At 66.7% G+C, this 14062-nt stretch carries 8 protein-coding genes and 1 pseudogene; 3 read left to right on the forward strand and 6 right to left on the reverse strand.

Annotated elements, in window-relative coordinates; genetic code table 11:
• From BGO62_RS00005 to BGO62_RS00030, 6 genes and pseudogenes are all read right to left on the reverse strand, one after another.
• Nucleotides 1–1203, reverse strand: a pseudogene (locus tag BGO62_RS00005) (histidine kinase); the annotation flags it as partial.
• 85 nt (nt 1204–1288) lie between these two features.
• On the reverse strand, nt 1289–4399 hold the full coding sequence (locus BGO62_RS00010) for an efflux RND transporter permease subunit (RefSeq protein WP_296638148.1): 3111 nt from the start codon (nt 4397–4399) through the stop codon (nt 1289–1291).
• Between the two features lie 19 nt (nt 4400–4418).
• On the reverse strand, nt 4419–5666 hold the full coding sequence (locus tag BGO62_RS00015) for an efflux RND transporter periplasmic adaptor subunit (protein WP_296638149.1): 1248 nt from the start codon (nt 5664–5666) through the stop codon (nt 4419–4421).
• Nucleotides 5656–6513, reverse strand: a complete 858-nt coding sequence (locus BGO62_RS00020) for an efflux RND transporter periplasmic adaptor subunit (RefSeq protein WP_296638416.1) — start codon at nt 6511–6513, stop codon at nt 5656–5658. The genes BGO62_RS00015 and BGO62_RS00020 overlap by 11 nt, the downstream gene beginning before the upstream one ends.
• 329 nt (nt 6514–6842) lie before the next feature.
• The gene (locus BGO62_RS00025) at nt 6843–9050 is read right to left on the reverse strand and encodes an EAL domain-containing protein (protein WP_296638151.1); all 2208 of its coding nucleotides are present in this window, start codon (nt 9048–9050) and stop codon (nt 6843–6845) included.
• A gap of 21 nt (nt 9051–9071) precedes the next feature.
• Nucleotides 9072–10952 carry a HAMP domain-containing sensor histidine kinase gene (locus BGO62_RS00030; protein ID WP_296638153.1) on the reverse strand — a complete coding sequence of 627 codons (1881 nt, stop codon included), beginning with the start codon at nt 10950–10952 and terminating at the stop codon, nt 9072–9074.
• Nucleotides 10953–11202: 250 nt separating this feature from the next.
• On the opposite strand from BGO62_RS00030, the gene BGO62_RS00035 reads away from it, so the two are divergent.
• Genes BGO62_RS00035 through BGO62_RS00045 form a run of 3 tightly spaced genes read left to right on the forward strand, consistent with a single transcriptional unit; the run spans nt 11203 to nt 14050 of the window.
• The gene (locus tag BGO62_RS00035; RefSeq protein WP_296638154.1) at nt 11203–12168 is read left to right on the forward strand and encodes a serine hydrolase; all 966 of its coding nucleotides are present in this window, start codon (nt 11203–11205) and stop codon (nt 12166–12168) included.
• A 44-nt stretch (nt 12169–12212) separates the two neighbouring features.
• Entirely contained in the window at nt 12213–13169 is a 957-nt protein-coding gene (locus tag BGO62_RS00040; protein ID WP_296638157.1) for an AEC family transporter, read from the forward strand.
• Entirely contained in the window at nt 13166–14050 is an 885-nt protein-coding gene (locus tag BGO62_RS00045) for a 2-hydroxy-3-oxopropionate reductase (RefSeq protein WP_296638158.1), read from the forward strand. The genes BGO62_RS00040 and BGO62_RS00045 overlap by 4 nt, the downstream gene beginning before the upstream one ends.
• The last annotated feature ends 12 nt before the right edge of the window (nt 14051–14062 follow it).

Consider the following 14062-nt stretch of genomic DNA (forward strand, 5'->3'; position numbering starts at 1 on the left):
CACGTCTTTCGTCGCATGCATGACCTGGCAAATGGCGCTATTGCACCTGGACTCGGTCCGCAGGGCACGCACCGGCCAGCGGCTGCTGAGATGCAGCGCGCGGCGGTCGAACTCGTCCACTTCATCCGCGGGGATGCGCAGAATGAGTTCGCTGCTGGTGAATCCCAGCAGTTGACGGATGGCCTTGGACACCACGTCCAGGGTGTTGTCCAGGTCGAGCGAGAGCATCGCTTCCTGAACCATGCGGTTGCGTATCTCGAGTTCCCGGTTGACCTGGCGGATTTCCTGCTTGGAAAGCTTCAGCCGGCGGTTGATCTGGGCCAGCGAATGACGCGACGTCTCGATCGTGCGCAGCGCCAGCAGGAAGCCGACGAATACCGACAGCATGATGCCGAGGTAAAACAGCAGCTTGACGCCGTGCCACATCCACCAGGCCAGGTTCCACATGCTGGAAAAGCTGAACAGATAGGCGCTTTGCGCAAACACTACCAGCAGGCTGAACACCAGCAGCGCCAGAACCTGGTTGTGCTCGCGGAAATAGCGGTAGAACGCTATGGCCGCCAGCGCATAGAGCAGCCCGGCCAGATAATGCGTCGCATGGAGGACGGAGGAAAACCTGAGATTGCTTGCGGAATCGGGAAACAGGCTCGGGATGAAATAGCGGTAGAGCGCCGCCACCAGTACGACCACGGCCATACCGGCCGCGACCGTCGCCAGATCCGCCCTGGAAAAGCCATGATTGCGTTCGACCGCGATGCGGGCCGCCACGCCGGCGAAAATGAAGGCGCCGCCCAGAAAGGTGGAGAGCGTGTGGTACAGGACGAAACGCGCCTGCTGGGTATGGGGATCGCTCCAGGCATGCAGCATGTCGAACACGCCCATGGCCAGAAAGCCCAGGCCGAACAGGACCATGCTGGGGTCGCACCGCTTCAGGCAGGTCGACAGGATCATGCCGGCAATGGTCAGCGCCGTCAGGCCGCAGAACGCCTCGACCAGCAGATGGCTCTGCGGTTCGATGAAGATGTGTTGCTGGAAGGTGAGGGGCGCCTGCGAAAAAATCAGCACCGGCGCGCCCACCAGCAGCAGCAGCCAGACAAAGACGCCGATCTCCGGCAGGCTGAGCAGTGCAAGGCGCGCGCTGGCCGCACGCCTGATGTCGGCCAGAAATGCGGCAGTGAACGGGGCGGGAGATTTAGCGAACATGGTCTTCACCGTCGTCAAGCCGATGGGCTTTCATTTTACGTCGCGAACCGGGACTGGGCCATAGCGGCCCGCCCCGTCGAATCGCTCAGGCGGCCGCCGCAACGAACCGGTCCGGCCAGCGGGTGGCCAGCCAGCGGAACAGGATCGGGATGACCACCAGGTTCAGCAAGGTGGAGCTCAGCATGCCGCCCAGCAGCACGATGGCAAGCGGGCGTTCCATCTCCTTGCCGGTGGGGTCGCCGAGAATCAGGGGCGTCACCGCCAGCGCCGCCGTCAAAGCGGTCAGCAGGATCGGCACCAGGCGATCGCAGGCGCCCTTGACGGCGATCTCGGCCATGCTCAGCTGCGGCTGCGCCTGCATCAGGTGCTGGTAGCGGGAGATGAGCAGCAGGCTGTTGCGGGTCGCCACGCCAAACAGCGCCACCATGCCGATCATGGACGACACGTTCAGGGTTTCGCCCGCCAGGGCGAGGGCGAACACGCCGCCGATCAAGGCGAACGGCAGGTTGAGCATCACCAGCATCACCAGCGACCACTGGCGGAAAGCCTGGAACATGATGAGCGTCATCAGCACCAGGGCGGCGCTGCCGGACAGCAGCAGGTTGCGCGTGGCGCGCTGCTGGCCCTCGAAATCGCCGCCGATTTCCAGCGCGTAGCCGGGCGGCAGCTCGACCTTCTCCTTGATGCGGGCCTGGGCTTCGCGCACCACCCCGTCGAGGTCGCGGCCTTCGGTGTTCCATTGCACCACGGCGCGGCGCGCGCCGCTGTCGCGGTTGATCATGTAGGGCTCCTGCACGACCTTGATCCGCGCCAGATCCCGCAGCGGCACCACCACGCCCTCGGGCGAGATCAGGGGCATCTCGCCCAGCGTGCGGATGTCGGCACGGGCGGCTTCGTTGACGCGCAGGAACAGGTCGAAGGTGCGATCCTGCTCCAGCACCTTGGATGCCGTCACGCCGTTGAATGCCTGTTCCACCTGGGCCACGATGGACGCCGGCGTGAAGCCATAGGCGGCGGCGTCGGCCCGGTCGACATGCACATCCACTCCCGGCACCAGGATCATCGGCTCCATCTGCAGGTCGACGATGCCGGCAACGCCCTGCACCGCCTGATAGATCTCCTGCTGTTTCTGCTGCAGCACCGCGAAATCCTGGCCGTACAGTTTCACCGCCACCTGCGAGCGCACCCCGGAGAGGATTTCCGACATGCGATGGGTGATGAATTGCGAAACGTTGGTCGACATGCCGGGAATCTGCGCCAGCTGCTCGCGGATGCGCTGCATGACTTCCGGCACGTTGGGCGTTCCCGGCTTCAGCGCGATGTCGAACTCGCTGAAGTTGACCGGCTGGGCGTCCTCGTCCAGCCGCGAGCGGCCGGCGCGCTGCGCCAGGCTGGCGACCTCGGGCATTTCGCCGATCAGTTTTTCCACCTCGCGGCCCATCCGCAGGTTTTCCTCCAGCGAGGTGCCGGGCATCATGGTGGTGGCGATCACCAGGTTGCCTTCATGGAAGGGCGGGATGAAGGAGCGGCCCAGCCCCGCGAAGGTGACCGCGGCCGCCACCAGCAGCACCAGCGTGCTCGCGGCGACCGGCAGCGGCCACGCCTGCAGGTGCTGCAGCAGGCGTCGATAGCGCGCCAGCAGGAATTCCGAGATCGGACCCAGTCCGTATTCGCGCGTCTGCTGCTCTTTGCCCATCAGGTAGTAGCTCAGCACCGGCACCAGCGTGATGGCCACGATCAGCGAGCTGGCGATGGCAGCCAGGTAGGCGATCGCCATCGGCTGGAAGATGCGGCCTTCGATGCCCTGCAGGAAAAAGATCGGAGTGAACGCCACCAGGATGATGAGGGTGGCGAAGACCACCGAGTTGCGGATCTCCCGCGAACCTTCGTAGACGATGTCCAGGGCCGGCAGCGGCGCGTCGGCCAGCTTGTTTTCGCGCAGGCGGCGCAGGATGTTCTCGACGTCGATGATGGCGTCGTCCACCACCTCGCCGATGGCGAACACCAGCCCGCCCAGGGTGAGCGCATTGATGCTGATGTCCAGCGCCCACAACACCAGCACCCCCGCCATCAGCGAGGTGGGGATGGCGATCAGGCTGATCGCCGTCGGCCGCCAGCGGAACAGGAACAGCAGCAGCACCAGGGCGACGATGATGGACGAATGCAGCAGGGCGTCGCGCAGGTTGTCGATCGAGGCGTCGATGAAACTGGCCTGGCGGAACACGTTGGGGATCAGCTGCACATCCTTGGGCAGGTTCTCCGCCATGCTGGCCAGCACCTTTTCCACGTTGCGGGTGGTCTCCATGGTGTCCGCGCCCCACAGCTTGGACACCGTGCCGATCACCGCCGGGCCGCCGTATATCTGGCCATCGCCCCGCTTCACTTCGCTGCCGAAGCGCACTTCGCCGACGTCGCCGATGTGGATGGGCTGTCCGCCGCGCATCGCGACCAGCGTATCGGCCACGTCGCGCAGACTTTCCACCTTGCCGTTGGCGCGGATGAAATATTCCTCTTCCGAACTGGGGTAGACGAACCCCCCCGGCGCCACCAGATTCGCGCTGCGCAGCGCCTGCGCCACCATGTCGGTGGAAACTCCGTATTTGCGCATGCGCAGGGGGTCCAGCAGCACCTGGTACTGCTTCACGCCGCCGCCCACCGCGACCACCGAGGCCACTCCGGGCTGCGCCAGCAGCCGATTGCGGATGTCCCAGTCGACCAGGGTCCGCAGTTCGTGTTCGCGGTCGCTGCCCGACCAGTCCACCAGTCCGAACTTGAGCAGCCAGCTCACCGCCGAGGTCACCGGCATCATCTGCGGCGCCTGGGCGCCGGAAGGCAGCTGGCCCTGCACGGTCTGCATGCGCTCCTGAATGATCTGGCGCGCCCGGTAGATATCGATGCCCCACTTGAACACAATGGTGATGCGCGACAGTCCGACCGACGAGTTGGAGCGGATCTGGTCGATGTAGGGGGCGCCCTGCAGCACGATCTCGATCGGCCGGGTGACCAGCGTCTCCACGTCCTTGGCGGAGTAGCCGGGCACCTCGGTCTGGATCTGCACTTGCGGCGGCGCGTATTCGGGGAACACGTCCACCGCCATGCTCAGTGCCGCGACGATGGATGCGCCAGCCAGAATCAGATACAGCAGAACCACCGTCAGGCGGTTCCTGAGAGACCATCGGATAGCCCAGTCAAACATGTGTCAGCCCGTCGTTAAGTCAGTGATGATGATCGTCATGGCTGTGGCCGCCGGCGTTCGCCCCGGCCCCTGCCGAAATGCGGTAGAGGCCTTCCAGCATCATTTTTCCGGCCACCACGACCTTTTCGCCCGCCCCCACGCCCTGCACCTGAAGCAGTTCGGCGGTTTCGTCCAGCACCACCACGGGCTTGCGCAGATAGCGGCCGGGCGCCGCCTGCACGTACACCGCCGGGGCGACGCCCTGGCCCAGCACGGCCTGGCGCGGAACCCAGGTGCCCGAGCGGCTGCCCAGCTGCAGGCTGATGTTCACGGTCTGGCCCACCGCCATGCCCGCCGGCGTCCGCCCGAGATCGACCAGGAAACGCGCACGCTGGGTAACCGGATCCACCACCGGCAGCACCTGGGCAATCGGGCGCTCCAGCTGGCGGCCGTCGGGCAGGCCGATGCGCACCGACAGGCCGGGCCGCAACAGCGCCCGCTGGTCGGGATAGATATAGCCCTCCACCCACAGCGAGGCGTTGGCTGCCACCATCCGCGCCACCGCCCGGCCCACCACCACGAACTGCTTCATGGTTTTGTCCCCGGCGTTCACCAGGGAGCCGGGCTGCACGAACAATTCGGTGATAAAGCCGTCGCCGGGCGCATCGAGCATGATGTGCTCGACGACCTTGCCGTGATCGATCAGGTCGGCAACCTGCTTGTCGCTCATGCCCCACCAGCGCAGGTTTTCCTTGGCATCCTTGAGGTAGTTCGGCAGCCGCCCCTCTTCGCGCAGCACCTGCAGCTTGGCTTCGTTCTTGAGGAACTCGAGGTAGCCCTTCTGGGTGGTGATGAACTCCGGATTGAAGACGGAGGCGATGGGCTGGCCCTTGCGCACGCTGTCGCCCACCCGCACATAGACTTCCGCCACCTGGCCGCTGACGGCGATGTTGACGTCGACCATGGCCTGGCTGTTGGGGACGACCAGGCCATAGGTCTTGATCGCCGAGGCCTGCGGGCCGGTCCGCACCGGGGCCAGGCCAAACAGGCTTTGCTCCCGTTCCTTCGCGCTGGACGGCAACGTCACTTCGGCGCCGCCTGCAGGCGCCGGCGCAGCCGTTGCCGCAGGCGCGGCCTGGCCGAACATGCGCGGATCGCTATGTCCCTGCGACAGGGGCGCCAGCGCGACGCCGATGCCGCCGCAGGCCAGCAGGCAAACGCCCTGCAGCCACGTCTTCCGCCACGCGGATGACCCAAGACCCCGCCGTCCTGCCAGCTCAATGCGCATGATCAGCCCCCTCCAGACTCACGCTCGCCTGCAAACCAACCAAGAGATCCACCCCTGCCGGCGGATTGCCGACCAGTTTGAGCCGCACCCGCTGGCGCTGGTTGACCGGGTTGGCAAAGGCATAGATCTGCTGCACCACCGCCGGCATCGCCACCTGGCCACGGCGGGTGTCGGTCACGTAGACCGTGGCGCGCTGACCGGGTTTGAGCCTGGCGGCCTCGCGGACCGGCAGGCTGGCCTCCACCTGGATGGCCGACGGGCGCGCGATCGTGAGGATCGTGGTGCCGGTGGCGGTGTACTGGCCAACCTGCCCGCCGGTATTGAGAATCTGGTTGTTGACCACGTTCAGGCTGTAGATGAAGCCGGCAACCGGCGATTTGATGCGGATGCTCTTCAGCGGCTCGCGCTGCTTCTCCAGCAGCTTGATGTCGTCCTCCGACATGCCGCGCCACCCCAATCCCATGCGCGCGTCGATGAGCTTCTCGTTGCCCGTCATGGAGAATTCCCGCACCGCCTCCATGTTGGTGTACAGGCCCAGATAAGTGCTCTGGATGGTTTCCAGCTCGGCGCTTTCCATTTCGCCCAGCACCTCGTTGCGGGCAATCCGCTTGCCCACGTAGAGGTTGTTCAGCCGGGTGATGCGCGCATTGATCTTGATCACCACATCGGTCAGCTGACGCGTATCGAAGATCAGCGTGGCGGGGTAGCGGACCGCAGTCTCCACGGGATGATCGTGGCGATCGCCGCCGGCAGTGGGTGCGCCGAACATGGACGCATCGGAATGGGCATGCACCGACCCTTGCAGACCGAAAAACAAGGGCAGCGCCAGAACGAGCTTGCGCAGCATTTTCTTCAATCAGGAAAATTCTATGCCGCTATGCAAAGCAAGCCTTGTGCCAGATTCCGCACCCGCCGGTCGGGATCGTCCTCTGCGTCCGGCAAGCTGATGCCCTGCGCCATTCAGAGGCCATTTCGGGACGGCGATACGGCCCGTCGCCGCGCAGCGCGGGAGCCGGTTTGTCGCGGGCCGGCGAGACAAAAGATGTTTCACGCGTTCCGGAATGAAACGCGGCGACGTTTGCCTCGCCGCCGCCTGCGGGATAGCGCGGGGCGGCCCGGTGCATGAACGCCGCCAGGGTCTGAAGCGGCTTGCCGGTCAGCGGCGGCCCCGCACGCTCAGCTCGCCGCCGCCTGCCCCGCCTGGGCGAACCCCCGCGCATGCTGACTCAGCAAGGTGGTGGCTTCGTGGCCCGAAAGCGGGCCGCTGTAGAAAAAGCCCTGCATTTCATGGCACTGCATCTGCTGCAGCCGGGCGAGCTGGGATTCGGTTTCCACCCCTTCGGCGACGACGTTGAGGTTCATGCCGCGCCCCATCGCAATCATGGCATTGACGATGGACACGTTTTCCTCGCGGTCGAGCTCCTGCACGAAGGATTGATCGATCTTGAGGGTGTGGATGGGGAAGCGCGACAAATACTTGAACGAACTGTAGCCGGTGCCGAAGTCGTCGATGGCGAGCCGGAAGCCGGAGGCGGAGAGCCGCCCGAGCTTGATGGCATTGGCTTCGAAGTCCCGCATCAGCAGGCTCTCGGTGATTTCCAGCTCCATCTGCCGGCCGTCCAGGGCGTACACCTGCACGGCGCGCATGACGCTGTCGACGAAATCGGGGCTTTCGAGCTGGCGTGCGGAAATGTTGACCGACAGGCGCACCGGCGGCAGCCCGGCGCGGCGCCAGTCGGCCATCTGCGCGCCGGCCTGGCGCAACACCCAGTCGCCGATCGGCACGATGACGCCGGACTCCTCGGCCACCGGAATGAAGTCGGCGGGGGCCAGCAGGCCGCGCTGCGGATGCCACCAGCGCAGCAGGGCCTCGAAGCCGCGCACTTCGCCGGTGGCGGTGTCGACCTGCGGCTGATAGAACAGCACGAACTCGTTGCGCGCCAGCGCGCGGCGCAGGTCGGCTTCGACCTGCATGCGCTCGGAATAGGGCGCCTGCATGCCGGATTCCCAGAACAGCAGGCGGCTGCGTCCCTGCGACTTGGCCTGGTACATGGCGATCTCGGCCTGACGGATGAGATTGTCGATCATGTCGCCGTCTTCCGGCGCGACGCAGGCGCCGATGCTGACCGAGATGTAGATTTCGTGGCCCTTGACGTACACCGGCTTGGACAGCACCTGGATGATCTTGCGGCAGATATGCTCGACGTCGCTGCGCGACACCAGGGTCGGCAGCAGCACGGAAAACTCGTCGCCGCCGAGGCGCGCCAGGGTATCGCCTTCGCGCAGGCACTGGCGCAGCCGCGCGCCGACGGCGAGCAGCAGTTCGTCGCCGATGGCGTGGCCGAGCGAATCGTTGATCACCTTGAAGTGGTCGAGATCGAGGCTCAGCACCGCCAGCGGCTGCTGGGTGCGCCTGGCCTGCGCCAGCATGAGGCCGAGGTGGTCGCGGAACAGCGCGCGGTTGGGCAGCCCGGTGAGCAGATCGTGGTAGGCCTGGTAGTGCACGGTTTCCTCGGCCTGCTTGCGCTCGGTGACGTCCTTGGCGACGCCGTAACTGCCGATGAAGCGCCGCTCGAACGGGCCGGCCTCCTCGTCGTACATGCCGGTGGCGGTCAGCTCGACCGCCTTGCAGCGGCCGTTCATCAGGCGCGGGCGGCGGACGCCGGGATTGCACTTGAGGCGGATCTCGATGTTGCGCGCGCTGCGGTCGCCGGCGCGGCGTTCGTTGAACACATGCTCGGCGCGGGCGATGTCGTCCTCGTGGATCACCAGGCTGTAGTGCTGGCCGACCAGGTCTTCGCGGCGGTAGCCGAGCAGGCTTTCGGCGCGGTCGTTGACGAAGGTGAAACGGCCGTCGCAGTCCAGCGTGTAGATGAAATCGGGCGAGCTGTTGACCAGGAAGCGGTGCCACTTTTCCGATTGCTGCAGGCGCTGCAGGATGTGGTTGTTTTCCTTTTCCAGGCGCCGCCGCGTCAGCGTGTTGTCGATGCGGCGCAGCAGTTCTTCCGGCTCGTAGGGCTTGCGCACGAAATCGGCGGCGCCGCCGCGCAGCGCGCGGATCGCGGCGTCGATGGTGCTGTCGCCGGACACCACGATCACCGGCGTATCGACGCCGCGGTCGGCGACGAAGCGCAGCACCTCGTTGCCGTTGAGGTCGGGCATGCCGAGGTCGAGCAGGATCACGTCGAACTGCTGCTTGCCGATGGCGATCAGGGCTTCGCAGCCGCCGCTGGCAGCCACCGCCTCGTAATCGCGGGTGGCCAGCAGGCGGGTGAGGCCTTCCAGGATCAAGGGTTCGTCGTCCGCCACCAGGATGCGCGGGCGCACCGGAAAGCTGCTGACCGAGCTGCGTTGCGGGGATGCATCGATAAGATCGTCTGACACGGAGTTCTCCTCGGACTTGGGTTACATCGACCCGTAGCGTGTTGTTGTGAGCGGTGCCTGGCCGTTTTGCAGGGTAGGCAGATGAATCAGGAAATGGGTGCCTTGCGGCGTGCTGTTGCAGCCGAGGTGACCGTTCATGCGTTCGACCAGGCCGCGGCTGATGGCCAGTCCCAGCCCGGCGTGGTCGCCGCCCTTCTCGCTGAGCACCGGCTCGAACAGACGGGACGCCACCGCAGCCGGCAAACCGGGCCCGGTATCGGCCACCTCGATTTCGATCTGGCGCTGGCCGTCCGCATCGACCAGCCGCGTGGTGAATTTGAGATGGCCGCCCGCGTGCATCGCCTCGACCGCATTCTTGGCGAGATTGAACAGCACCTGCTTCAGCAGGTCTTTCTGCAGCGGCAGCGGCGGCACGTCGGGATTGAGGTCGATCTGCACGCTGACCTTGTTGGGGGTGAACAGGGTGCCGAGCGCCATCCGCACCAGCTCGGACACCACGCTGTTGACCGACACCAGTTCGAGCGCCGCCGCAGGCACGACGGCCTCTTCGGCCGCGGTGATGCCGCGCACGATGCGCGCCACCCGCTCGATTTCGTCGCCGATGATGCCGAGGTCGCGCTGCACCGCCGAATCCGCACCCAGGCGGCCGGACAGCAGATTGACGTAATTGCGCATGATGGTGAGCGGGTTGGCCACTTCGTGAATGGCGCGCCGTACCCGGTCGCGCGGGATGTCGTCGCTCTGCGCGGCGTGTGCCGGCGCGGCGGTCGCGGGCAGCGGGTGCGCCGTCGGCTGCAAGGCCTCGGCGCATTCAGCCAGGGCGAACCGCCACAGCGGCGCGGCGCTCAAGCCGGGCAGCGCATCGCCCGCGACCAGCACGGCCATGCGCCCATCGTCAAGCAACAGCGGCTGGCAAAGAAAAAGCGATGCGCCGAGCAGGCGGGCGATCTGTTCGTCGACCAGGGCAGCGCCCGCCTCGCCGCGCTCGAACTGCTGGGGCGCATTGCGCGCCAGCGCGCGCGCCAGCGCCGAATGGCCGTCGTCGGGGGGAATCGCCAAGGCGCCCAATCCGGCGGCGGCCGGAATCAGCGCGCTCGGACGCAGATAGCCGTCGGCGGCAGGCGCAAACAGACAAGCGCGCTCGATGCCGAACAATGCGCGCAAGGCGTCCTGTAACGCGGCAAACACCCTCCCGCCGCCCGCCGCATGCCGGAAATGGCCGTGCAGCGCAGACTGCGCCGCCTGCCCGGCGTAGAGGCGGGCGAGGCGATCGAATCCCGTGGCATTCGCCTGCGCCGCCGCATCGGCCAGCCCGAAGCGCAGCGCCAGCTGGCGCGCCTGCGCCTGACTGTCGGCCAGCAGCTGGGCGGCTTCGCCCGCGCCCATCTGCAGGGCGGCGAGCGCGGCGCGCACGTCCACGCTGTCCACGGCGTCGGCGCGGGTCGTCAGCTGGAAGGCCAGCTGGACAAGGCGCACCAGGGGATGCGCCGCCCGCCCGCGCGCCAGCGGCTCGGCGTGATAGCGCACCGCGTCGGCCAGCCAGCCGTCGGGATCGAGCCCCGCCAGCCAGTCGGCGGCATGCGCCGGGGCAATGGGGGTGGCGTCGAGATAATCCGCCAGATTGTGGGCAAGGCCCGCGGTCCAGGCGGCTTCGCCGTCCGCCCCGCTGGAGCGCACCGCCAGCGCCTGCGCCAGATGCGCCACGCCGATCGACTGCCGCCAGTGCGCCAGATACGCCGTCTGCGCCGCACCCGCCGCGACCGGCGCCGCCAGCAGCAGCGCGCGCAACAGATCCAGCCGCTCCAGACTGAAACTGTCGGGCAGCAGCCGCAGACGCAGCGCCAGCACGGGGTCGCAGCGCACGCAGGCGGCGAACTCCGCCCGGGCGGCCTCGCCTCGCATCAGGTGCTCCAGCGCCTCCGCCACCACGCCGGGGGCACAGAGAGCGCTCGTTAGCTCCGATATCTTCAGTAAATTATTCGGAAGGTCTTGCATCTCATTGCTATATATAATGAATTTTGCTACACCGTCAATCAGGGACTTAAAATAGTTGAGCCATTGCCATGAACTGTTGTTTTCAAGTTTCGGTCAACATGTCCGTACTGCGTACATGCTGCTACATTTCCATTGCCCTTCATTGAAGCAAATGCACATGAAAGCTGTTCTATCCGGATTGATCATGTTGTGCGTGCATACCGGTGCGGCCGCGCTCGATGGCCGCACCGCCCTGCCATTGCGCGACCCGCTCGGCACGCCGGCATCCGTGCCGCAATCGCTGCCCGACGCGGCGTCGCTGCCGGCGCTCAGCGCGCAATCGGTGCTGGTGTTCGACCAGGCCAGCGGACAGCCGCTGCTGGCGAAAAACCCGACCCTGCAGACGCCGATCGCTTCGATCACCAAGCTGATGACCGCCATGCTGGTGGTGGACGCCGCGCAGCCGCTGGACGAGCGCATCACCATCACCGCGGAAGACCGCGACACCCTCAAGGGCACCGGTTCGCGCCTGGCCATCGGCGCCAGCTACACGCGCGGGCAGCTGCTGCACCTGGCCCTGATCGCCTCCGACAACCGCGCCGCGCACGCGCTCGCGCGCAGCCACCCGGGCGGCCTGGAGCGCTTCGTCGCCACCATGAACCGGATGGCGCGCGCGCTGGAGATGCACGACACGGTGTATGTCGAGCCCACCGGGCTGTCGAGCGGCAACCGCTCGACCGCGCTGGACCTGGCCAAGCTCGCCGATTACGCCTACCAGAATTACCCCGAAATCCGCCACATCAGCACGACCGGCCACTACACCCTGGGCACCCAGCGCGTGGTGCTGAAGAAAAAGCGCCAGAAGGCGCGCGTGCTGTATCGCCCGGTCGCGTTCAACAACACCAATCGCTTCACCCGTGCGGATGACTGGCACATCGGCCTGTCCAAGACCGGCTTCATCAACGAAGCCGGCCACTGCCTGGTGATGCAGGCGCAGGTCGCCGACCGCGATGTCATCATCGTACTGCTCGACGCCCAGGGCACCAGCCGCCGCGCTGGCGACGCCGCCCGCATCAAGGCCTGGCTGGAATCCGCCCCGACGCATCACGTCGACAACCGCTACACGCCGGCCTCGCGCACCTGACCCGTCCGCGCAGGCGGGCTTGCCGCCCGCCTGCGCTTCGCTCCATGCCCACCGAACTCGCGCAGCAGCTGCTGCTGAAAACGCTGCTTCCCCTGTCGCTGCTGATCGCCGCGGGCGGCATCTGGCCACGCTGGCAGAGCGGCATTTCCATCGTCGGCCTGCGCGGCGAAATCAACCGGCTGGTGCTGAATTTTTTTGCGCCGATGCTGTTTTTCGCGGCCGGCGCGGCCGCCAGCGTCGACCTGGGATTGCTGCAGGTGCCTTTGCTCTTGGGCGCAGCCACGCTGTTCGGCCTGGGACTGGCGGCGCTGGCGCTGTTTGCCACGCCGCTCGGGCATGGCCTGTCGCGCCCGACGCGCGGCGCCATCATGCTGGCGTCCGGCTTCGGCAACGTGCTGTTCTTCGGCTACCCCTTTCTCTCCACGGTGTTCGGCGAACCGGGCGCGCGCTATCCCTTCTTTGCCGACATGCTCGCCACCACCCCGCTGCTGTGGTCGCTCGGCGTGTGGATCGCATTCCGCTGCGGACGCCATGAAGAGCACGCCTCCTTTCTGGCGATGTGGCTGAGGCTGCCGCCGGTGTGGGGGTTTGCCGCCGGGCTGGCGGTCAATCTGTCCGGCCTGTCGCTGGCGCCGCTGATCGAGGCCGCGCGCTGGGCCGGCAGCCCGACCATTCCGCTGATGCTGTTCGTGCTGGGGCTGACCATACCGTGGCACGATCTGCGCCCGCAAAAAGCCGTTTTTGTCGCGCTCGCCATCAAGCTGGCGCTGATGCCGCTGCTGGCGCTGGGGCTGGCGCTGGCCTGGCCGGGCAAGCTGTCCGAGCCCGCCCAGGCCGGGATACTGGAAGCGGCCATGCCGACCATGGTGATGGTGATCGCGCTGGCCGACCGCTTCGGCCTCGACACCCGGCTGGCGGGGCTCATTATGGGCTGGTCAACGCTGGCGGGATTGGCTACGCTGCCATTCTGGCTCGTCGTGGTGAAAGGGGTGGCGTCATGAAAATCGGATTCATCGGCAGCGGCATCATGGGCCGCCCGATGGCGGAAAACCTGCTGCGCGCCGGGCATCAGCTGGTCGTTTACGGCCGCCGCTTCGACCGCCTCGAACCGATGCTGGTGATGGGCGCACTCGGCAAGGGCACACCGGCCGAAGTCGCCGCCGAAACCGACATCAGCTTCACCGTCGTCTCCGACACCACCGACGTCGAACAGATCATTCTCGGCGACCGCGGCCTGGCCCACGGCGCGCGCCCCGGCCACATCGTCGTCGACATGAGCACGGTGGCGCCCGCCGCCACCCGCCGCATCGCCGCATCGCTGGCCGAACGCGGCGTCCACATGCTCGACGCGCCGGTGTCGGGCGGCGAGACCGGCGCCCGCGAAGGCACGCTGTCGATCATGGTCGGCGGCGAAGCGCCCATTTTCGACAAGGTGCGGCCGCTGTTCGAGGTGCTCGGCAAGAACGTCGTCCACGTCGGCGGCCACGGCGCCGGCCAGGTCGTCAAATGCTGCAACCAGATCGTCGTCGGCCTCACCTTCGAAGGCGTCGCCGAAGCGATTCTGCTTGCCCGGCGCAACGGCGTCGACCCGCTCAAGATGCGCGAGGCGCTGCTGGGCGGCTTCGCCGGCAGCCGCATCCTCGAGGTCCACGGCCAGCGCATGCTCGACTCCAACTACAAGCCCGGCTTCAAGGTCAAGCTGCACCACAAGGACATGTCCATCGTCATGGACAACGCGCAGGAAACCGCGACGCCGCTGCCCGGCGCCGCGCTGATCGCGCAGCAGATGAATGCGCTGATGGGCGCCGGCGACAGCGAGCTCGATTCCTCGGCCATCATGCGCGCGCTCGAGCGCCTGGTCAGCGGCAACGACGGCAAGTGAGCGCGAACGGGC

Source organism: Thiobacillus sp. 65-1402 (genome assembly GCF_001897685.1).
GTDB lineage: Bacteria > Pseudomonadota > Gammaproteobacteria > Burkholderiales > Thiobacillaceae > Thiobacillus.

What these genes read in the sequence shown, in the direction of transcription:
- BGO62_RS00030 (WP_296638153.1), bottom strand. Translation starts at nt 10,952, where the DNA reads ATGCGAGGCGAGGCCGCCCGGGCGGAGTTCGCCGCCTGCGTGCGCTGC.
- BGO62_RS00010 (WP_296638148.1), bottom strand. Translation starts at nt 4,399, where the DNA reads ATGTTTGACTGGGCTATCCGATGGTCTCTCAGGAACCGCCTGACGGTG.
- BGO62_RS00015 (WP_296638149.1), bottom strand. Translation starts at nt 5,666, where the DNA reads ATGCGCATTGAGCTGGCAGGACGGCGGGGTCTTGGGTCATCCGCGTGG.
- BGO62_RS00045 (WP_296638158.1), top strand. Translation starts at nt 13,166, where the DNA reads ATGAAAATCGGATTCATCGGCAGCGGCATCATGGGCCGCCCGATGGCG.
- BGO62_RS00035 (WP_296638154.1), top strand. Translation starts at nt 11,203, where the DNA reads ATGAAAGCTGTTCTATCCGGATTGATCATGTTGTGCGTGCATACCGGT.
- BGO62_RS00040 (WP_296638157.1), top strand. Translation starts at nt 12,213, where the DNA reads ATGCCCACCGAACTCGCGCAGCAGCTGCTGCTGAAAACGCTGCTTCCC.
- BGO62_RS00020 (WP_296638416.1), bottom strand. Translation starts at nt 6,513, where the DNA reads ATGCTGCGCAAGCTCGTTCTGGCGCTGCCCTTGTTTTTCGGTCTGCAA.